We start from the raw sequence: 20,953 nt of genomic DNA, 5'->3' as shown, positions 1-20,953 counted from the left end.
GCTGTCAGGTTTCGCTGGCCAACCAGGGGGTCGGGTCCTGCCGCACCTGGTCGGTCGAGGTGAGTGCGGCTCCGATGACGGCGGCGTCCAGACTGAGCAGGGCGGCACGGACGGTGACCGGTGCCCATGCGGCGGTGAGGACCCGCTGGTCGATCTCCGCTCGGGCGTTCGTGGTGAGCCAGGACGACAGCAGGGAGAAGCTGCCACCCAGGAGCACGGTGTCCATGTCGAGAATGTTGAGCATGTCGGCCAGGGCTATGCCAAGGGCGGTACCGGCGATGTCCAGCATGGCCAGGGTGCCGGGTGTCCCGGCGTCGGCACGGGCGGCGATGGCCGCCCTTCGGTGTGGTGCCGGCAGGCGTCGGCTCGTCGCGCAGGATCGCTTGGAGGCTCGCGTAGGTCTGCAGGCAGCCGTGCGTGCTACAGGGGCAGGGCTTGCCGTCCCGGTGGACGGTGGCGTGTCCCAGCTCGCCGCTCCAGCCATGGGCGCCCCGCATCAGTTGCCCGTCCAGGACGATGCCGGCGCCGATGCCGAGCCCACCGGAGACGTAGACGAAGCTGTTGGGGCTGTTGTCGCTGGCGTAGAGCTCGCCGAGCGCGGCGAGGTTCGCCTCGTTGTCCACCGCGATCGGCAGATCGAGATCGAGCTCCCGAGTGGCGGCGCCCAGGAGCGCGCTGGCGTCGACGTCCTGCCAGCCGAGGGCGGGGGCGGAGCGGACCACGCCGTGCTGCACCGCGCCATCCGCGCCAGTCGGCTCAGCACGGCCGAGGCGTCGCCGTCGGCGTAGCTGGTCGCCTCGAAGGTCAGGTTCCGGACGGTGCCGGTGAGGTCGACGACGCAGGCGGCGAGACTGTCCGCCCGGATGTCCAGGCCGAGGCCTGCCGGACCGGTTTCGGAGGTGGTGAGACCGGCCCGGGGGCGACCGGCCCGCCCGTCGTGGGTGACGCCGGTCTCGGTGATCAGTCGGCCGTCGAGGAGTTCCTCCACGATCCGGGTGATGGTCGGCCGGGTCAGGCCGGTGGCCATGGCCAGCTCGGTGCGGGGGATCGGTCCGCCGGCGGCCAGGATGCGGCGGAAGATCAGCTCGAGGTTGAGGGTGCGCAGCCTCTCCTGCCGGGCCGGCTTCTCGGGCTGCCGGGGCCGGCTCGGCCGGATGGGCGGGGTCATGCCGCCGCCGATCGGGCGGTCGCGGCGAGGTCGGCCGCCTTCGCCCGGGAGAGCCTGCCGTTGACGACGGCGACCACGTGCCGGGCGATCGCCTCGCCCGGGGCCAGGCTGATCGGGTGGTCCCAGGCGACGGACGAGCCGACGCCGAGGTAGTCGCGGGGCGCGGACGAACCACCGGTCCGCGGCGGTGGTGCCGTCCACCGATACGAAGATCATGGTCCAGGTGGCGTCCGTGACGTCGGTGCCGGCTGACCGCGAGCCAGCCGGCGACGCTGCCGTGGACGGCAGCGAAGTCCGTACCGCCCGGGCTTATCACCTCGGCGGCGCCGGTCACGGTCGGGCCGCGCCAGAAGAAACCGCCGTACCCGGCTCCGGCTGCGGGGTCTGTGTCCGACGCCGAGACAATATCCTACCATTTACACCTTTTACGCCCTTACGATGATCTCACGTCACCAATGGCTCGATGCGTCGAAACGGAATTGTCTGGTAGGTCCGGCCGTTCCCGGCCGGACCTACCAGCTCCCATCGGATTTACGGAACCGAGCTGGTTCCAGCTCGCGACGCTCAGTCCTTCTCGAAGCCGAAGGACTGGAACTTCAACGTGTTGGCGTTCTCAGTTACGATCCGCACCTTGTCGTCAGGGAATCCGTCCTGTTTTACGGCGGTGATGTGGACGTCGATCTCCAACTGCGCGCCCTCGACCGCGGCTAGATGCTGCAGGATCTCCTGGGACAGGCGCGTGAGGTCCCGGCTGTACCGCTCGGGATCCAGCCGCTTGACGCCAACGAAGCGCACGTTCTGGGGCATCGGAGGGGTGGGCCCCGGCGGTGTGCTTGTCTCGTCGCCACCCGAGGGCCTGGATTCTCCATCCTGGCCCTCGGTTTCCGTGCCGGTTCCGCCTTTCGGCTCCGTTCCGCCCGCCGGCTCGGCGTCCCGCTGCTGCTGAGCCAGTGATGGCTGGATCAGCAGCGTGGAGTCGGTGATCTGGCCAAACTTGTCGTGCGGCGGCAGCGCGAGATTCCGGTAGTTGCCCGTCTCGGCGTCGAGCGCCTCCGCCAGCGCGAAGCCCTCGCTGAGCCAGGCGAAATCGTCCAGGCCAGACCGCACCGCTTCGTCCAGAACCGATCGGTCACGCAAGCGGGTGAGGTACGGGTACTTGCGGTAGTACGACCAAAGATCGGCCATCGAGACGTGGCCCTTGTTCCAGACGGAGGCGAGTGGCCCGTCGAGGTCCATCCGTACGTTGCGGGCTCCGTAGGTGGTAGCGAGCAGCCCGCCCTGGCGAAGCTTGGCGGACACCCGATGGGCCAGGCGCGCTTCCGACCCGTCGGCCTTGAGCGCTTGCAGCTCCGACGGTCGCGCCGGGTCCGGCTGATCGGGCACGAGGGCCCAGATGTAGGCACCGGCTGCCCGGAGGCCGACGGTGTCGGTGGCGGTTTTGCGCCGTCGCTCGGCCATCGCCTTCTGCTGGGCGGTGAGGTTCAGCTCGTCTATGCGTTCACAGATGTGCCGCCAGGCGAGGTAGTCGCGGGTTGCGTCGGCGAGCTCTTCCATCCGCTTCTGATCCGGCGCGAGGAAGACGACCGTGTTGCGATTGGCCCGCTGCGCGGAGCCGCGAGTGTCGAGGCACTGTCTGGCGAATCGCAGCGCGGCGGAGTCGGTGTTGCCTCGAGAGTGCGAGTACTGCGGGTGCAGGATGACCAGCTTCGCTTCTTCGGTGTCCGGTACGGCGGCGCTGTCCTCGGGGCAGGTATGGACAGCGGCGAACTCGCCACGGTTCGACCGTTCCCTGCTGAGACGAACCACCAACTCCGCCCATACCTCTTCCGGGTGCTCCCGGAGCCGGTCGGCGAAGTCCTGGGCCGTGCGGGTCACAGAGGCCTGGGTGTCGTACCAGTAACGCGCCCCGTCGACGTAGAGGTAGGTGGCACGCTGGCTCAGTACCTCCAACGCGGAGCCGAAGTTGCCGACGGTGTCTCCTGGCACGGCGACACCCAGCCAGACGTGCTGCCGCTCGATGCCCTTGTGTGCAGTCTGCAAGGTGGGAGCCGAACCCACGAAGATCGTTCGGGCGATACGTCGAGTGAGGGCCCGGGCACCAAAAGTGGGACGATCCCCGTCGATACGAACAGGCGTGGCACCCTCACCGTCGATGTCGGAGTCGATGATCGGCTTCCAGGAGTCGGGGAGGTACTGCGTCAGCTCGCTCGCCACTCGTGCGTCGTCGAGCGGCACGGAGCCACCCATGATGAGCGGGCTGGCGTCCTGCCGGTTCCACAGCGCGTGCACGACCGTGCTCATGAGCCGCAGCACACCGCGGGTTCGCTGGAACCGCTCCAGCGTCGACCAGTCCTCATACATCCGGTCGAACAGCTCCGGGTGAATCGGGTACGCCCTCTTGATGCGATCTTCGTAGCTCATCTCGGCGCATTCACGCGGGAACTCGCCGCGATGCTCGGCGTAGAACTGCACGAACTGGCGCGCGACAGCACTGATGTGCGCCTGCGCCGCAGCGTCCGCAGGCTCGAACAGGCGACGTCGGACGATCTCGAATGACTCGTACGCCGAGGCGGGCCGCCAGTGGTCGGCGACCCGGCGGACGACGTTCTGCAGCCGACGCAACGCCTCACGACCGTTCGCCCCGCCGACCTCCAGGTCGCTGCCCTCGTCCGCGCCTTCGCCCTGCTGCGACGCGGTGTCCGAGGCAGGAATCGAGATCACCAACAGGGCACCCGGGATGGACTTGACCACCTCCGTCAGGGTCTGGGCGAACGTGAACTGGGTGTCGAAGGAGCCCGCCGGCAGGTCATCCTTGCCGTAGAGGCCCCGCGCGTAGGCGACCCACTCGTCGATGAGGATCAGGCACGGTGCGTGCGCGGTGATGAGCTGCCCGAGCGCGGCGCCCGGATTGGTCGATGTCTGGTCCGCCTCGGCGATCATGTCGTACGCGGCTCGTCCGCCAAGCTGCCAGGCCAGCTCACCCCACAGCGTGTTGACCTTGGTGCCGTTCTCTTTCTCGGCAGGCTTACCGGGCATCAGGTGGGTGCCGACCAGGGCTACCCGCTTCACCTGCCCCTCACCGGGCAGGCTTACTCCACTCAGCAGGTCCTGCAGTTCCTGTGGATACTCGGTCACGGGCCGACCGGAGAACAGGTGGTAGAGAGCCAGCATCGAGTGGGTCTTGCCGCCACCGAAGTTGGTCTGCAGGTTGATGATCGGACTGGCGTTCATGTCGCCGCTGATCCGCCGAGCCGCCCTGTCGAGCAGGTCCCGAAGGCCCTCGGTCAGGTAGGTACGCCGGAAGAACTCCACAGGATCGCGGTACTCACGGCTGACATCCGGGTTGCGGGTCGCTACGAAGTGGAGGTCGGCAGCGAACTCCGCCGCGTTGTACTGGCCAGCAGCGACGTCACGATGAGGCGTGATCACCTCGCGCCACGACTTAAGGCCGGTCCCGGGTACGTTCGGTGTGGTGGCAGCTTTGACGCTCTTGCGAGTCTCGGCCTCGTACACCGCACGCTGATGGTCCAGCCGAAGCTTCCGCACCTCCTCGGCCTGCTCCGCCGCGCCGGCTGCCGTCAGCAGCCGTTCCATCGAATCCAACGACCGGTACGTGTCGTCAGGGCTGAACGCCGCGTTGTGAGCCCACCGGTTACGAGTCTCCCGTAGTTCAGAGGCGAAGGACTGCTCCACCCGGGAGAGCTGATCTTTAAAGACCCGCCATTCCTCCGTCAGTACCTTGAGCTGCACCTGCGGATCTGTCTTGCTGTAGGTCTTCGCGGTGCCATGCTTCGCTGCGTCGCGCGCCTCAAGGACCTCAACCCAGTCACGGTCGCCAGGAGTGGCCACGCTCATCCCGTCATCGACGAACTTCTCCAAACCGGCTGCGAGAAGTTCGAATCCCTTGCCGATGCGGTCCCGGTTGCTGATCGCCATGTTGGGCTACTCCTCGCCATTGCTGAAGTCGAACTCGCCCTGGACGGGCGGAGGGGTTAGCGGGCCATCGGTGCGTGCGGCGGCGGAGAGGTCGGACCACGAGGTGCCCAGCCCGTTGAAGAGCAGCGCCGTCTGAGTCCAGCCCCGCTTCTCACAGATGGAGAAGAGTAGATAAGCAAGTTCCTTGGCAACATCCAGATCCACGCGTTGGCCTGCGGCCGCCATGAGCCGGGCAGCTTCCTCGGCTCCTTGCGCGCTAAGCGCTCTTCCTAGCCGGAGCACAACTTCCCATACACTAATCCGATCGTCAGTGGCTGGATCCCAGTTCTCCTCCAACTCAAGCGGCTCAAGAAGGCGTGCTTTCCCGGCGCGAGCCCAAAATACTCCACCCCGAGTCAAACTGTCCACCGAGGTATTCGTCGACCGCGCCAACTCATCGGCGCGTCCGTATAGTTGCTCCTCCCAGCCAAACTGGGTGAACCACTTCAGGCAAAAACGCGTCTCGGGGTCGAAGTCGCCTTCTTGGTCGGCTAGCACCTCGTCAAGTATCTGATTGATGAGTCCTAGTGCTGTGCGTACTCTCATCGGAGAGCCGTCCGGCTCTACGATCTTGGCATAGCTCGAGAAGACTGCCATGCCGGGACCAATGGCGGCTTGCGCGAGATCAACGGGGGCGATGCTGCCTTGCTGCAAGGTCCTAAGTGCTTCAGGAAGGCGTAGTCGTAGTTCAGAGATAAAGGCACGGCGAGTTGATGTACCTGCAGCGCTTGGCCGGGCTCTGCAGACAAGAACGATATAGCTAGCAAGGGCATTGCTGGACAAGCCCCTACTGCGTGTCGTGCTTGTCGCATGCATTGGCCAAGAGGCCGTGATCACCACTTGGGCCTCAATCAGCGCCTGCAGCATTGCCTCCCAGCCTGTCGAGCCGTAATTGCCGTAGGCGCCCTCCTTCTGCTGATGTGCGTAGATTAGGATCATGGGAAGGTCGTTGGCAGAGAGCTCTAGCAGGTTCTTGAAAACCGCTTGAAACTTCTGAATAAAGAATTGGGTGGCCTGCTGTTCGGAGCCGTTATGGCGAGCCCTGTCGGCGATTAGTTCGCTAATTCGAGGCGAGCGCATTGTTGTATACAGGTCAGGAAAAACGTCGCGCAGGGCTTCCCTGTGCCAGAGGTAAAAATAATCGGCCAGGTCCGCGTAGCCGATTGCATCAAAATAGGGGGGATCTGTAGCAACAAGAATGCGTGACGGGGCGCTAATGCGAGACGCTACGGTTTCGGCATCCCCGAGAGTTACGGTGCCGCGGCCACCCCTAATCGGAATCGAATCAAGTGACCTCAGGGCAGTTGTGCCGACTTGCCCCCAATCACCGACCGAGCCGGCCAGAGGATTCGCCTCAGCGAAATCCCAGACCATTGTTACTATCTGCTGACTAAATCCGGCCTCCACCTTTGATGGGCCTTTGCGCGTTCGCCAAGTCGCTTGCTTGGATAGAAAGCGGGATTGGCGGCCCACGCAAAGTCCCAAGAAGGCTAAGACCGCAAGGGCGTACTTGCGCGGCACTTCAGATTCAAGCAACTCACTCCGCAGCGCTGCAACTTCCCGAGCATAGGTCGATAGAGCTTCTGCCTGCCGCGGGGTGTAGAGGCTTAGGTAGGTAGGGAAGCCGTATGCTTGAACCCTGAAGCCGAGCGCCTCGCCGGGCAAGTCAATATCGTCGATGTCGGGATACTTGTCTGGTATCCCTGCGGCGCTGTCACGCCCTGGCGCCTCGAACCACCTGCTTCCAGTAGGCCCTACCCAAGCGACCGACATCAACTGTTCAGTCAGGTTGCCGCTAGTGCCGGCTTGCCTTACATGCTCCTCATCAAATTCCTGCCCGCAACGCGGGCACCTGAACTCAGCTCGGCGGCCCGCAATTTTTGTCGGTGCAGTGGCGTCTGCATGCTTCGAGGTTACGCCAAACACGCAGCGGTCACTGGAGATGTCGAGCGTTAGGAAGAATTCTCGCCCAGGTTGGGCGGAGAGAGTGGATGATGCGAAAAGCGGGACCGGAAGCCTGCATGCAGGGTTCGGGCATTCTGTTACGTGTGCCCACAGCCAAGCGTATGGGCGGCCCCGCTCGCTTTGCTGGCCGTAGAGTTGCTCGAGTCTCGGCTCGACTCGTCGCTTGATTTCGGAAATCCAATACATCGCATCTCTGCGGAATCCTGAGAAGACGTCGTCCTCGAAGAGAGCAGAGCTGCCCTTGTCAAAATAGGGGCCGCTGTTTTGGCAGGCGGGAAGGAGTTCAGTTAGCGCCTTGGTGATGAGTGCAGGAACGGGGTTCAGATCATTGCCAAGCGTGTTGATCCCGAGGCGTTGCGCTTCAATCAAGGTTGAACCTGCGCCACAGAAAGGGTCGACGACTAGAACCTCCTCGGCGCCGTTGGAGGTGGTGAGCCGACTTTGCACCTTTTTCAAGGCTTCTACTGGCGGCAAACCGCCGTCTGTCGGGACCAAGTCACGCAGCTCATCGAGTAGCGCCTGTCGCTCTCCATCGTCACCTGGGTCGTCTAGCAAGGCGGCGGCGAGAAGTGCTCGCCAAGCAGGGGCGGGCATCGGCGCGAACCACTTATGTAAGTTACGTGCCGTTCCGGTCTTCCTATTCTTCTCTGCCCGATTAGCTCGTGAGATTTGCTCCAACGGCAATGTGGCTTCGATGAGCTTCTGCTTTGGATGTCCTTCGGTATTGCTCATAGCGGTGCTTCTCCCTTATTCCACATGTCGTGCCAGTTGCCGCGGACGCCGTCTGCGGCGAAGTTCCCGAAGTCGAATCCTTGGAACGGATCGAGAACGTAGCGCACGTCGTCGTGATCTGGTCCGTCTGGGTGGACGCTGACCAGGGCGAGCCGGTAACGCTCGGCGTTCTTGCCGTACAGGACCTCGTTGCGGGTCACGATGAAGTCGTCGGCGCCGAGGATGCGGCCCTTAACCTCGATGAAGACGTAGTGCCCGTCGGCGGTCAGGGAGCGGATGTCGTACCCCTTGTTGTTGTGCGGCATCTCGGTGGGCTGCCGGCCGAGCTCGCGCTCGGCGGCCATTACCGCAGCGACAGCCCGTCGGTCCACCTCGGCAGTGTTCTTGGCGTACGTCACGACTGGCTGGTCGCGCTGCCCGGTGAGCCGATCGATGAGCCCTTGCGGCACGACGAGCGCGCCGCCGGCGACGACAGGCGGCAGCGGTCGCAGCGCCTCGTCGGCTTGCAGGTGAGCGAGGCGCTGCTCTAGCCGGCGCTCCAGATCGCGAGCGCGGCGCTGCGCGGTTTCCGGTTTGATCTTCAGGCTACGTCCGGCCGCCGCTTGGTCGAGCAGCTCCGCATGGCGGGCATCCCAGTAGTTGATCTCTTGGATGAGTCGCTGACGCACTTGCGACCGAGTGCGCTGCACAACACTGCGTACGCGCTGCTGCACCTCTGTGAGGTGGTCACTGATGCCGTGCTCGACTGCCCAGCTCACCGCGATGTCCTCGGCCCCACTGGCCAGCCATGGCTCGTTGAGCAGGTCGGCGAGGTGCTGGGCTTCGTCTGCTGTCGGCGGGCGGTAGTCCAGGTAAGGGGCCGGACCCGCGGAGTCGGCCCGGCCGCCGGGACGGATCTCGACGAACTCGAACCGTTTGGAGACGGTTCGAGCCGGCTCGTGACCGTCGGTGATCTGTTGGGTCAGAGCGACCAGCAGCCGGGGATCCTCGCCCGGGTTGCTGCCGTCAACAAGCATCGTCCCCTGCTTCAGCAGGGTGCCGTACCGCTCGACGATGATGTCGACGACCGCGTCCAGCAGCGGGTGTCCCGGCGCGATCAGGTCCGCCTTCGGCTTGCCGGGCACCCGGACCAGCTCGCGCTCGAAGCACACCCGCTCGTACCGGCGCAGCACAGGTGCGCCGAGGCCGATCTGCCTGTCGCGGTCCCGCACGGCGGCCGGTACGTGGGTGACTTCGAAGCGGCCCGTTTCGCGGGCCGACATGATGCCGCCGAGTAACCGGAATGCCTCCGCGAAGAACGCCTGCACGTAGTGCGGCTGGAGCTTGCGGGCGCGCGCCTCCTCCATCCGCAGTCGCAGCTGCTGCACGTCCGTCTCGGCGAGCGTGTCGTGATGCAGTGCCCGCTCGGCCATCAGCTTGTCGAGGCCGGTGCTGACCTCCGCGTCGATGACCTGGTCGAGCTTCGCCCGAACCTCGGGACGGTCGCCGTAGCGGATCGCCTCGACGAGCAGGTCGCGCAGCGGCCGGCCATCGAAGGCCTCGCCGAGCACGTCAAAGACCTTGCCCTGATATGCGCGTCGCTGCTCCTCGACCTTGTCGAGGAGTCGCAGGAAGACTGCGCCTTCTCGGGTGTCGTCGGCGACCAGGTTCCATAGCCGGCACACCTCGGTCTGGCCGATGCGGTGGATCCGACCGAAGCGTTGCTCGATGCGGTTCGGATTCCACGGCAGGTCGTAGTTGACCATGAGGTGTGCGCGCTGGAGGTTGAGACCTTCACCGGCGGCGTCGGTTGCCACCAGTACCAGGGTGGCCTTGTCCTGGGTGAAGAGCTCCTGGGCTGACCGGCGTGCCTCGCGTCGTACGCCGCCGTGGATGGCGACGACAGCCTCGTCGCGGCCCAGCAGGTCGCGAATCTGATCCACGAGGTAGTTCAGGGTGTCACGGTGCTCAGTGAAAATGATGATCTTGCGCCGGGCTCCGTCGGCCTCGTACATCGACTCCTCGTCGAGCAGCAGGCCACGCAGCTCAGTCCATTTCTTGTCGGTGCCCGCCCGGTGGACACGGCGGGCCAGCTCCTCCAGATCCGCAAGGACGGCGATCTCGGTGTCCAGCTCAGCGATGGTGCGGGCGGCGGAGGCTGCATCGACGACGTTCTCCTCGGCCTCCTCACGCTCCTCGCCGGTGAGGTCGTCGAGGCTGTCGTCGGTGATCTCGACGTTGCGGCCGAGCAGCTCACCGAGGCGTTGCTGCAGGGTCGACTCCCCCACACTGCGCAGCTCGATCATCTGCTGCCGCCGTAGTTGCAGCCGGCGGCGCCGACGCTCCAAGGAGCGGAGGATGGCTTCCGGGCTGGACGCCAGCCGCCGCTGCAGGACGGTCAGGGCGAAGCCGACCGTGTTGCCGCGCCGGCCGTCTCCTTCAGCCTTGAGTTGCTCGGCCCGGTTCATCTCCTCGCGGACGTACTGGGTGACCGCCTCGTATAGGTCGCGCTCGCCAGGCGACAGCTGGTAACGCAGGGTCTCTGCGACCCGTTCCGGGAACAGGGGCTTGCCCTCGAAGGTGAGCAGTTCCTCCTTGACCATGCGGCGCATCAGTCCGCCGGTGTCGATCGAGTGCACCGCGTCGCGGTATCGCCCCTCGAACCGGTCCGCGTCCAGCAGCGCCAGGAAGAGCTGGAAGTCCTCCTCCTTGCCAGCATGCGGAGTGGCGGTCATCAGCAGGAGGTGGCGGGCAACCCGGCCAAGTAGCCTGCCCAGCTCGTACCGCTTGGTGGTCTTCAGCTCTGCGCCGAAGTAGTGGGCAGACATGCGGTGGGCCTCGTCCACCACGACCAAGTCCCAGTCAGAGCGCTCCAACTCCTCTTTCAGGTCGTCGGCTCGCGACAGCTGGTCCATCCGGGCGATCAGCAGGGGCGTGCGCTCGAACACCGAGCCGGCGATGGTGGCGTCAATCGATGTCCGGGTCAGCAGCTCGAAGCGGAGGTTGAACTTGTCGAGCAGCTCTTCCTGCCACTGCTCCACCAGGCTGCCAGGCGCGACGATCAAGCAGCGTGCGAGGTCTCCGCGGAGGAGTAGTTCCTTGATGTAGAGGCCAGCCATGATGGTCTTGCCGGCACCCGGGTCGTCGGCGAGCAGGAACCGCAGCGGGGTCCGAGGCAGCAGTTCGCCGTAGACCGCCTTGATCTGGTGCGGCAGTGGATCAAGGTCGCTGGTGCTGACCGCGAGCATCGGGTCGAACTGGGCGGCCATCCGGATGCGCAGGCCCTCCGCAGCTAGCCGGAACAGCGCCGGATCGCCATCGAAAGCGTAGGCGCGGGACGGTTCCGCCAGCGATAGCGAGGGCTCGTGGTCGCGGTACAGCAGGCGATGGTCGACCCGACCCCCGTCGTCCTGATACGTGAGGGTGAGCGCATTGGACCCGTGCCACTTGACGTCGACGACGGTGACGACGCTCCCAGCGACACCGCCAACCCGCGCCCCTGGTGTTAGCTCCTCAAGCTTGACGCCGAGCTGGTGCACACCCGGAGTAACGCTGCGCCATTGCCCGGTACTCACGCCGACTCTCCCGATAGATTCAAGTCGATTAATGCCATGCAGGCATGCAATGCCATCAAGATGGAACCAAAAGGCTGAACCGACCGATACGAAAAGATGCAATTCTCGCTCAAATACGAATTCGCCCCCTTCGCCCGTTTTTCGGGCTTACGACAACCGACGTCCGCGAAGGAGACGCTTCGCCGCCTACCGCTCCGCTCAACCGCCTCTTCGACTTACGGCTGTCTGTCACACCCGATGGCCGGCACCGGAAGCCTGAAGATCTCGCCCATCGGCGCCCGCTCAGCACTGCGGGTCCGACAGGAAACCGTTGTGTCGTAGTCGCTTCACCCTGCCCAACAAATCAGAAATCGTCTCCTGGCGATCCAGATCATTGAGACCGCTGGGGAGTGAGTTGCCCAGGGAGAGAGAAGTGTAGCGTCCCGGACGCTACAGGTCAGGGTCTGCTGCACGGATAGGTGACAGTTGCAGTCACGACAGGTTCGTCTGCCGCTTTATGCTGGGACTATGCGGGCTATGCCCCTCCAACCTGCCTTCGTCTGGGTACTACGGCGGCGGTGGCTTCGGCGGCGGCGTGTGAGAGTTCGGGTAGGACGTCGCCGTAGAACTTGGCGGTGAAGTGTGGGCTGGAGTGGCGGAGCCGGTTGGAGATGACTTTCATCTGGACGCCGGCGGCAAGGCCCATGGTGGCCGCGCCGTGGCGCAGGTCGTGCAGGCGGATGGGTGGTAGTCCGGCTTGGGTGGCGAGGTGGTGGAAGTGGTCGGTGACGTCGGCGGGGTGCAGCCGCCCGCCGGTGGGCGTGGTGAACACCAGTCCGGTCCTGGTCCAGGCGGTGCCGGCGGCGAGGCGTTCGCGGTGGTGGCGGGCGCGGTGGGCGCGCAGGACGGTGACGGTTTCGGTGTCGAGGGCGATGGTGGCTTCGCTGTCGGTGGTTTTGGGGGTGTCGATGGCGGTGGCCCAGCCCTGTTGGACCAGTTGCCAGCGGACGGTGAGAGTTTTGGCGTCGAGGTCGAGGTCGTCCCAGTGCAGGCCACACGCTTCGCCTCGGCGCAGGCCGGTGAAGGTGATGAGGTGGTAGAGGGCGTAGAGGCGGTCGCCGGCGTCGTGGGTGTGGTCGAGGAACCGGCCGGTGTGTTCGGGGGTCCAGATCATGACCGGGCTCGGGGTCTTACCGGTGTCACGCCATGTCTTGACGCGTTGGTCGGTCCAGACGGTGGGCTTGGGTGCTCGGGCTCGGGGTAGCTCGACCAGGAGGGCGGGGTTGAGGTCGAGGTAGCGGTGGCGGCGCATCGCGTCGTTGAGGGCCTTGCGCAGGGTGGCGTGGATGACGTGCATCGTGCGAGGGCCGACGATCCGCTGGTTCTTCACCTGCTCCCGTTTTGCCTGGTTTCGGCTGGCGCGCAGGGCGGCGATGGTGGTGTTGCGTTCGGCGATCGCCTCGTACATGGCGTCGATGTGACCCGGGCGGAGCCGGTCGATGCGCAGGTGCCCGAGGTGCGGGATCAGGTACAGGCGGATGTGTCCTTCGTAGGAGCGCAGGGTGCCTTTCTTGATGTTCTTGCGTCCGGTGAGCCAGTCGGTGAGGTAGTCGGCCATGGTGGGGAGTTCGGTGGGGGTGATGTCCAGGTGCAGGGTGCGGCGGACCTCTTCGGGGGTGGGTACGGGTGCGCCGGTTTTGACGGCGGTTTCGATGAGGTCGCCGGTTTTGACCATGACGTGGGGGTCGCTGGCGTCGGGGACGGCGAGGGCGGCGCGGATGCGGTCCAGGACGGCGTCGGCGTCGGCCTGGGTCGCGTAGGGGCCGTGGCGCAAGGGTCGGCGGGTGCCGTCGGCGCGGGCGGGGAGTTCGATCTGCCAGTGCCATTGGCCGTGGTTGCGGGACCAGCCGCCGCCGGGCCGGCGCAGATCAGGGCAGGATCGTCCCAGGCGGCGGCCGGTGGTGGTGTCACGGCAGCCGCAGCGTTTGAAGATGGAGCCCTTCATTCGTCGTCTCCTGGGTGCTCGGTGGGGCGCCGCCAGCGGTGACGGTGGTAGTCCGCTGGTGGCGGGGTCGTTGCATCCACGCTCGACACCCCGCCGGGATCAAGTCCCCCACCACCCTGGGGGTCGGGGGTGGTGGGCTGGTCGAGCAGGAGGAGCCGGAGGAGGCCGGCGACCGGGACGATGATGCGGGTACCGGCGCGGATCAGTGGTGTGGGGAAGGTGTCGGTGGCGGCGAGGCGGTAGGCCTGGGACCGGCTGATGCCGAGGACGGCGGCGGCGGTGGGCAGGGTGGTGGCGGCGCCGAGCGCGCGGATCCGCTCGGCGGTCCACGGCGCTTCCGGTGACGGGGGTGGGCCAGTCGGTCGGGCGTCGGAGTTTGGGGTGGGGTCGGCGTTCATGAGCTGGGGTCTCCTGACAGTGGTGGAAGGGCGGGAGAGGTACGCGAACTGGTGGACCCGGCGGCTGCCGGTGTCACCGGCGGCATGCCGTGGTCGGCTGGCTTTCGGCCCTGCCAGTCAGGGGCTGAGGTTGGCGGGGGTTGGTCGGCTTTGAGGATCTTCAGCAGCTGTCCCGCCCGGGTGTTGGACACGGTGTGCCCGGTGCCGCGCAGGGCGGTGGCCAGGGCGGCGCGGGTCAGCGGCTGACCGTCAGCGACAAGGTCGTCCCGGGCGCGTCGGGCGGCGGACAGCAACGCGTCGGTGGTGGTGGGGTGGGTGGACGGTCCGCGCCGGGACGGCCGGTGCCGGCGGACCGCTTCCCCGGCATGGGGCCGGTCCGGACCGTGGTGCGGGTGCTCGTCGCTGGTGTCGTGGACGGTCCGCGAAGCACCGTGCTGGTCTGTGGTCGGCGGGGTGGACCGGCCGTCGCCGTGGTCCTCGACGAACTCGCTCGGGGCGGTAGTGGTGGTGGGCTGGTCCACCGATTCGACGGCGGATGGATCGGTTGCGGTGGGGGCGGGTTGTGGTGAGGTGTTGGTGTAGCCGAGGGCGATCTTGACCATGACGAGGAACCCGAGCGCCGGCACGGCTGCGGCGATCCAGCCGATCGGTGACGCCTCGGCCTCCACGACCTGCGCCGCGAGAGACAACGCCACCGCGCAGCCCAGCACCGCCGCCGGAAACACCACCGACACCTGGGCCCGCTTGCGGCGGCGCAGTTCCAGGCCGGAGGCGACCGACATCAGCTCCAGCACGATCGCGTCCGCCCACGCCAACCACCCCGGCTGACCATGAGCGGCGGCCACGTTGTGCACGTGGGTGAAGCTGGCCGCCCCCGCCGCCCCACCGATAGCCAGCATGATCACCACCTGCACGGCCCCCTCCACCGGGGCGCGTGGCGGACCGAAGTCCGGATCACCGGGTGCGGTCGTGGCCGACCACCTCCCCGGACCGAACCACCATGCCCGGTCCGCGCGGGCGCGCGGACCGGACCACCGGACGGACGATCCCGGCGTGCCGGACCGGGACCGGGACTTGCCGGGTCCAGGCCGGGCAGCGGTCCGCGGACCGGCCACCCGGGCGCCGGCACACCTGCGCCCGCTTCCTGTCAGGGCCGTCCGGAACTGTCACCGGGCAGCCAGCAACCTCCGGGAAGCCGTTGACAGACCAGTGACAGAACGACTCTGAGGCTGTCGGCCACTCCCCCGCCGGCCGCGCGAGGACGGTGTCCGGTGACGCGTCGTCGGTCATGCCGCCTCCCCGGTCCGGTCACGGTCGTCGACGACCCACACCGACAGCTCAGCCAACGTGGACCGGCGCCCGTCACCGCCGGGCACCGCCCACACCGCCTCAGCGGGACACAGACCCGCCGAGGTGGCGTGGTCACGGGCACCGGTAGCCACCGGCACCACCAGCGGCATCTCAGCCAACACCCGCCGCAGGTTCCGCTCCCGCGCAGCCGAGTGCAGCCAGAACAACACCGGCCACCCCCGCCCCAACGTCGCGAACCACTCCCGGTAGCCGACCAGCTTGCCGACCAACACCGACAACGACTCACCACCGGTGTCGTACTCCACGAAGAACGGCACCACCGTGTGGCCCGAAACCCACCGGCCGTAGCCGTCGGGACGGACCCGGGGCTGGTACGCGCGCACCAGGGCCGGGTCCCCCGGTCGGGTGAACACCCCCAACCGCTGACACGCCGCCTCCGACAACCACTCCCCCAACCGCGCATCAGCATGAGTGTGGGCGTAGCCGACGAGGTCGGTGAAGAAGCCGTTCACCCCCAGGCGGTGCTCCAGCGTGCGGCTCGACGTCCAACGGCGCCGCTCGGACCGGGCGTGATCACGCCGGGGCGGACGCTCATCACGACCAGCAGCCACGACCTCCGCGCCGAGCTGATCGATCACGTAGTGGTACGGGTACGAACCGCCATCAGCGCGCTGCGGACGGAACCGGGCCACCAACCGCAACCGGTACAACGTCCGCAACCGGCGCTGGCAGAAATCCAGAGACGGGAACAGGGCATGCGCGATCTGGAACGACGTCAACACCCCGTGGTCGTAGAGCCAACCCAACAACACCCGATCACGGCCGGTCAGCTGAGACTGAACCCGCAGAACCGGATCATCCACCGACCACCACCTCCCTCCTGTATGGAATGCCAGCCCCAGGGGGAGAGACCCGAGACCATGCAGGGTCTGTCGCAGGACAAGCCAACAGCGCTGACAGCCGGCCTGACCTGCGATGTGAGACGGAACAAGGGGTCCGTTCCGGGGTCCGGTTGAAGACTGACCTCAACACCGACACCAACCCGGACCCCGCAACGGGCACCGAAACGGAATCTGTCACCGCCACCGGCACCAAGCCGGAGCGCACAGAGACGAGATGGACGAAGAACACAACAACTCCTTGATTGAGCACAACGAAGATGGGCGACGGCATTCACGACGCCGCAGGGATATGCAGCCATGGCGAGCGGCGGTGGACTATGGAGAAGCGCCCTGTAGAGCTGACAACGAAAGCCCGACCGGGCATCCGGTCGACCCGAGGGCGGATGAGGACAGCAACGACCGACACGACCACCAGAAAGGCGGTCGCGGCAGCAAGAACGGCGGCAGCAGCTACGGAAGCAGGACGGCACACCCCCGCGCCGGCAGGCAGCGCCGCGCAGCGGGAGACAAATGCCCGAAAGCCGTCGACATCACGGCTCGGTAGGGCGTCGACTCAACCCGCCGGAGAAAGAACCTTCATCGCGAACCCCCTACCAATCAACACCAACGACGATCCGCCCACCCCGAGCCTCGAACGACCGGCGACGCTCCTCCATGGAACGTCGCCAGCCTGGCCGATTGGACCCGGCAGACAGACCGCCACGCGGTCACGTCCGTACCAGTACGCCTCCCCCGGCAGCACCCTGTCAACCAGCATCGCCAGCAGCCGATCACGACGTCTCCGGACCCAGCCGGACGTACCGACACCCGCCAACCCGCACTGGACCCCAGCGGCACAAATCCACGCCCGCAACAGGCAGAAAAAATCTTGACCAACACTCACAAACGTCTCACTTCATGAGACGACGATCCCGTCCGGGAGTGCGCTTGGAGGCGATCCACCGCGCATCGGGCAACTTGGAGCCACCCTGCCGCGCCCTCCAGCGGTACCAGAAGCGGACCCCCCAGGTCGTCCCGGTACGGCACCCTTCCTTCGGTACCGAGCCACCCGCCAGGGCGGGGCCCGTAGGGTCGGTCGCGTGGCCGAGACACAGACCGAACCCGACCTCTCATACATCGCCAGCGTGACGCGGGTCCGCGCTGCCGCCGGCGCGATCCTCCGGGATCAGGCCGGCCGGGTGCTGGTGGTCCACCCGACCTACAAGGACGTGTGGGAAGTTCCCGGCGGAATAGTGGAGCCGGACGAGTCTCCGGCGGATGCTTGTGTACGCGAGATCCAGGAGGAACTTGGCCTTCCAGTGCCCACGGGAGCGCTGCTGTGCGTCGACTGGGTGCCGGCGAACCCACCCTGGGACGGCGGACTCATGTTCGTCTTCGACGGAGGCGTACTGACAGCGGACCAGATCACGGCGATACGACTGTGCCCGGACGAACTCGACCGGTTCGACTTCGTCGAGCCGGAGCGCCTGAGCGAGGTGTTGATCCCACGACTGGCTCGGCGGGTTGCCGCGGCCGTCGCCACGATCGGGCATGGCGGCGTCTATCTCGAAGATGGAGTCGCCGTCTCAAGCAGGTAGTCGGCCGGATTGAGCCGTGGACGCGGCGCTCGTGGCAGGTCGGGCACAGCGGAACTCCCGAAGGCCGCCGAGCCCTGCCGGGGACACGATCTCGACAACACGGCGATCAGCAACTGCTGCCTGTCCACCTCGACTCACTCACCGAACTACCCAATCTGATCCACAGACATAACGAGTCGACCGCCTGACCAGCCCGAAGATCCGCGCAACCACTCAATGTGAAGCTGCGCAGCACGCGGTACACGGCGGACCCGGTCGTCCGAAGGGAGGGGCCCCACCTGCCCTGCTGCTCTGATGCTCGGTAAGACTCAAGGTGCTGGGCGGCATGGCGCGGCAGGCCCGCCATGTGGAAAAGCACGGTGAGCAAGGAGCGGACAGGACGACGGACAAAGAGCGGTGCCGCTGCACTGATCCGCTCGTGGTCTGCTCGCCTGGCTCTCTGGTCGAGTTGGCCGCAGCACTACCGGCGTCCGGTAGATTCGTGGTCGCCCGCCTTGACGGTGCCAGGATGACGAGTGCCGACCAGGTCTTCTACGACTTCTCGGACACGCTGCTCTTTCCCAGCTACTTCGGCTGGAACTGGAATGCCCTGTCCGACTGCCTCCGAGATCTGCACTGGCTGCCGGCGGACGGCTACCTGGTGATCGTGGAGAACGCGCATCGGCTACTACCGGACAGCACCCAGGACCAACGCATCCTCTTGCGCATCCTGACCCGGACAGCGCACCACTGGGCCAACCCGCTCGGCCAGCCAGACGGGAAGGTCGTTCCGTTCAAGGTGCTACTGCTGTGCACCCGTGATGAGGAGGCCGTGCACCTGCGGCAGGCCATCACCCGAGCAGCCCACAACGAGCGGTGAGATCTCGAACCGCTCGCGACCGCTGCTACCCACGGGCGCAGCAACGACCCCCAGGCGGCAACAACACGAGGCCACAGCGAACTGCTCGCGGCAGATCCGGATGGCCGTGAGAGCAACAGCAGTGCCGCATCATCTGCTCATGACCTCTACCGACTCGTCGTGGCTGCCGTTGTGGTCCACCGACTCGTTGTTGTCGATCGGATCGCGAGGGTCGGTGCTGTCCATCGGCAGCGTCGGCTCGATCGCCTCTGTCGGCAGCGTCGGCTCCGCCGGATCGGTCCTGTCCGTCGGATCTGCGCTCTCGATCGGGCCTGCCCTGTCGTGGCGGTCTCGCTGGTCATCGCTGGCTGACCACTCCTTCGTGATGGGCTCCCGCGAACATGCCGGCGCACTCATCGGTCCGTCTGCGGCATTGGCAGCCGTGGCGCTGACCGCCTATGCCGGCTACCTGCTGGCGCGCATCCGCCAACCGGATGAAGGCCATTGAGGGCGGCACGCGGGCGAAGTCGTTTCTGGCCGGGCTGATCGCTGCCGAGAGTGCGTCGCGGCCTCTGAAAGTGACACCCCGTCATCGCGCATCACCACACCGGCGTGCCACGCGGCCGATGGCAGGAAGGCGACAGATCAGCGAATCCGTCGCGGCGATCAGACTGGCACAGCGCTCGGTCGATGCGTTTAGCCTCGATCGTTCACGGCTGAGGGCGGCGGTTGTGGTCCCGCACCTTTGATCGTTGGTGTTCGATTCGTTTGGGTCGTGGGCGTGGTGGTGGGCCGTCTGTCGCGGCGGTGGGCGTGGTCTCCTGGGTTCCTCCGGTCGGTGGGATGGCGGCTGTGGTGGTCAGCCGGGGGCGGGGATCGCCGCGATCCGGGTGAACGCGGCGGTGATCTGGTCGGCCCAGGGCCAGGTCGTGGGGATGCGTAGCCGTCGGCGGCGTTGCCCGTGGACCAGGCGCGCGGCGGTGTGCAGCAGGCGGTGGCGCAGCGTCTTGGGTTCGCAGCGGGTCAGGTCACCGGTCAGGGCGAGGATCTGCAGCCAGGCGATCAGGTCGGCGGCGATCGCGGCGAGGGTGCACCAGGCCTGGTTGATGGCGAACTCGCGGGAGGGGAGTCGGCGCAGGCCGGTGTCCTTGGCGCAGCGGATGCGGTCCTCGATGCGGGCGTGGGCGCGGTGGCGGGCCTCCAGCCACTGTAGGGCGCCGATGGTGGTGTTGGTGACGAAGGCGGTGTAGCGCCAGCCGTCGCGGTGCTCGAACAGGGTCAGCTGGGCGCCGGGGTGGGGGCGTTCCCGGCGGACGATGACCCGCATCCCGGGCGGCCAGCCGGTCAGGGTGAGCAGGCCGGTCAGTCCCGTGACGTGCGCGCCGTCGCGTAGGCCGCCGTCGGCGTTGATCGCCGGTGTCCAGGCCGAGGCGGGAACCGTGGTGATCGCCCGGCGTTCCGGCTCGCCGATGGACCAGCCGATCGAGTACTCGACGGTGCGGCCCCGCTTGGTGTTCTGCGTGGTGAGCCAGTCGAGCACGGTGTGGGTGGCACCAGCGGAGTCGGCCCGCACCAGCAGATGCCGCCGATAGCTGGCGGGGACCTGCGCGAACGCCTCGCCCAGCACGTGCAGGTGATCGGCGGCGGTGTTCGCCCCGGCGTTGCCCGGCCGTAGCTGGACGGCCAGCGTCTCACCGGTGTTGTCGCAGGTGACCAGGAGGGGATGGAACCCGAAGGTGCGCTTGTAGGTCTTGTCCGCGCCGTCCTTCTCACTGTGCGCGACCAGCAGGGTCGCGTCGACGTCCAGGACCACCACACCGGCCCCGACGCCCCGACCCGCGGCCCGGGCGGCCGGCAACCGGTCGAACAACGACCACACCCGCGCCCGGACCGTCGCCCGCGCCCGCGCGATCCGCCGCGCCCGCACCTCGTCGACCTCAGCCAGGGCCCGCCAGCACGTCGCCGGCGAGGCGACTGGCCCGAACACCTCGCCTTGATGCCGGACCACGTCGATGTCGGCGATCACCTCCCCACCGTCAGCGATCATCACCGCGAGATCGGTCAGGACACGACCCCTGTCCCTGCCCGGCGTGAATCCCCGACGCGCTACCGCCTGCGACAACGCCCCGGTCAGGCCGGTCCTGTCAGCGAGAGCACGTAGCAACACCAACCCGGCGCGTGACACCACACCACGACCGCCGACCTCGACGGACAAACCCCTGGACCAATCGGTATTCTGCACCTACGAAGTGCCTTCCACGCGCGGAACTCTGAACGACTCGACACCGGTCAGTTTTCCTTACGTGGCAGGCACTTCGCCGTCTCCGCAGAGCCTTCCCAACCCCCAAGATCACGGCAGCCGTGAAAGACCGAGGTTAGTCAAGGTTGGCGATGCGTCTTGTGATCAGGCAGCCACGCTGGCATCCTTGCGTGGCATTCCGGCAAACCGGGCCGTCGGATCGCCTCCGTAAGCAAGGCGGAGGACGAGATCCAGCAGACCAGGGATGTGGATGGCCTCGATCTTGCAGGGGCCGTCCCAGAGGACTACC

Annotated in this window: 12 protein-coding genes and 1 pseudogene; 3 read left to right on the top strand and 10 right to left on the bottom strand. The window is 66.6% G+C overall.

The annotated features are described in order from the left end of the window. Window positions 1-4: 4 nt before the first annotated feature. The 9 genes and pseudogenes from ACQP1S_RS06275 to ACQP1S_RS06235 all read right to left on the bottom strand — a co-directional run bounded on the left by ACQP1S_RS06275 (window position 5) and on the right by ACQP1S_RS06235 (window position 15,950). Window positions 5-484 carry an ROK family protein gene (locus ACQP1S_RS06275; protein WP_432904027.1) on the bottom strand — a complete coding sequence of 160 codons (480 nt, stop codon included), beginning with the start codon at window positions 482-484 and terminating at the stop codon, window positions 5-7. Beyond that, window positions 429-722, bottom strand: a pseudogene (locus tag ACQP1S_RS06270) (ROK family protein); the annotation flags it as partial. The gene ACQP1S_RS06275 and the pseudogene ACQP1S_RS06270, both read right to left, overlap by 56 nt. A 1,010-nt stretch (window positions 723-1,732) precedes the next feature. Beyond that, window positions 1,733-5,104 carry a Swt1 family HEPN domain-containing protein gene (locus ACQP1S_RS06265; RefSeq protein WP_432904024.1) on the bottom strand — a complete coding sequence of 1,124 codons (3,372 nt, stop codon included), beginning with the start codon at window positions 5,102-5,104 and terminating at the stop codon, window positions 1,733-1,735. Between the two features lie 6 nt (window positions 5,105-5,110). Then, window positions 5,111-7,840 (bottom strand): DUF1156 domain-containing protein, encoded by a 2,730-nt coding sequence (locus ACQP1S_RS06260; protein ID WP_432904021.1) that lies wholly within the window; start codon window positions 7,838-7,840, stop codon window positions 5,111-5,113. After that, window positions 7,837-11,394: a helicase-related protein gene (locus ACQP1S_RS06255; RefSeq protein WP_432904018.1), complete on the bottom strand. Its 3,558-nt coding sequence runs from the start codon at window positions 11,392-11,394 to the stop codon at window positions 7,837-7,839. Before ACQP1S_RS06255 ends, ACQP1S_RS06260 begins: the two co-directional genes overlap by 4 nt. A 514-nt stretch (window positions 11,395-11,908) precedes the next feature. Further along, the gene (locus tag ACQP1S_RS06250) at window positions 11,909-13,378 is read right to left on the bottom strand and encodes a tyrosine-type recombinase/integrase (RefSeq protein WP_432904015.1); all 1,470 of its coding nucleotides are present in this window, start codon (window positions 13,376-13,378) and stop codon (window positions 11,909-11,911) included. Next, entirely contained in the window at window positions 13,375-13,776 is a 402-nt protein-coding gene (locus ACQP1S_RS06245; protein ID WP_432904012.1) for a hypothetical protein, read from the bottom strand. Before ACQP1S_RS06245 ends, ACQP1S_RS06250 begins: the two co-directional genes overlap by 4 nt. Beyond that, the gene (locus ACQP1S_RS06240) at window positions 13,773-14,675 is read right to left on the bottom strand and encodes a DUF2637 domain-containing protein (RefSeq protein ID WP_432907832.1); all 903 of its coding nucleotides are present in this window, start codon (window positions 14,673-14,675) and stop codon (window positions 13,773-13,775) included. Before ACQP1S_RS06240 ends, ACQP1S_RS06245 begins: the two co-directional genes overlap by 4 nt. 387 nt (window positions 14,676-15,062) lie before the next feature. Further along, window positions 15,063-15,950: a replication-relaxation family protein gene (locus ACQP1S_RS06235; RefSeq protein ID WP_432904009.1), complete on the bottom strand. Its 888-nt coding sequence runs from the start codon at window positions 15,948-15,950 to the stop codon at window positions 15,063-15,065. 1,118 nt (window positions 15,951-17,068) lie between these two features. Between ACQP1S_RS06235 and ACQP1S_RS06230 the strand changes: the two genes are divergently transcribed. The 3 genes from ACQP1S_RS06230 (at window position 17,069) to ACQP1S_RS06220 (ending at window position 18,912) form a co-directional block, all read left to right on the top strand. Further along, complete coding sequence (locus tag ACQP1S_RS06230; protein WP_432904007.1) at window positions 17,069-17,566, top strand: NUDIX domain-containing protein; 498 nt, start codon at window positions 17,069-17,071, stop codon at window positions 17,564-17,566. Window positions 17,567-17,891: 325 nt separating this feature from the next. After that, window positions 17,892-18,425, top strand: coding sequence for a barstar family protein (locus ACQP1S_RS06225; RefSeq protein WP_432904004.1), 534 nt, complete (start codon window positions 17,892-17,894; stop codon window positions 18,423-18,425). A gap of 139 nt (window positions 18,426-18,564) precedes the next feature. Further along, window positions 18,565-18,912 carry a hypothetical protein gene (locus tag ACQP1S_RS06220; protein WP_432904001.1) on the top strand — a complete coding sequence of 116 codons (348 nt, stop codon included), beginning with the start codon at window positions 18,565-18,567 and terminating at the stop codon, window positions 18,910-18,912. A 351-nt stretch (window positions 18,913-19,263) separates the two neighbouring features. Here the strand turns inward: ACQP1S_RS06220 and ACQP1S_RS06215 are convergent, their stop codons facing one another. After that, window positions 19,264-20,646: an IS1380 family transposase gene (locus ACQP1S_RS06215; RefSeq protein ID WP_432902020.1), complete on the bottom strand. Its 1,383-nt coding sequence runs from the start codon at window positions 20,644-20,646 to the stop codon at window positions 19,264-19,266. Between the last annotated feature and the right edge of the window lie 307 nt (window positions 20,647-20,953).

The sequence above is a fragment of the Micromonospora matsumotoense genome (assembly GCF_050951065.1).
In the GTDB taxonomy this organism is placed as follows: Bacteria; Actinomycetota; Actinomycetes; order Mycobacteriales; family Micromonosporaceae; genus Micromonospora; species Micromonospora matsumotoensis.
The sequence above is the reverse complement of the archived record's forward strand: the minus strand, read 5'-3'. Positions and strand labels throughout refer to the sequence as shown.

Excerpts from the sequence above, each read along its gene's own strand:
- ACQP1S_RS06275 (WP_432904027.1), bottom strand. The coding sequence starts at position 484 with ATGGCTGGAGCGGCGAGCTGGGACACGCCACCGTCCACCGGGACGGCA.
- ACQP1S_RS06265 (WP_432904024.1), bottom strand. The coding sequence starts at position 5,104 with ATGGCGATCAGCAACCGGGACCGCATCGGCAAGGGATTCGAACTTCTC.
- ACQP1S_RS06260 (WP_432904021.1), bottom strand. The coding sequence starts at position 7,840 with ATGAGCAATACCGAAGGACATCCAAAGCAGAAGCTCATCGAAGCCACA.
- ACQP1S_RS06250 (WP_432904015.1), bottom strand. The coding sequence starts at position 13,378 with ATGAAGGGCTCCATCTTCAAACGCTGCGGCTGCCGTGACACCACCACC.
- ACQP1S_RS06245 (WP_432904012.1), bottom strand. The coding sequence starts at position 13,776 with ATGAACGCCGACCCCACCCCAAACTCCGACGCCCGACCGACTGGCCCA.
- ACQP1S_RS06240 (WP_432907832.1), bottom strand. The coding sequence starts at position 14,675 with ATGCTGGCTATCGGTGGGGCGGCGGGGGCGGCCAGCTTCACCCACGTG.
- ACQP1S_RS06225 (WP_432904004.1), top strand. The coding sequence starts at position 17,892 with ATGGCGCGGCAGGCCCGCCATGTGGAAAAGCACGGTGAGCAAGGAGCG.
- ACQP1S_RS06220 (WP_432904001.1), top strand. The coding sequence starts at position 18,565 with ATGACCTCTACCGACTCGTCGTGGCTGCCGTTGTGGTCCACCGACTCG.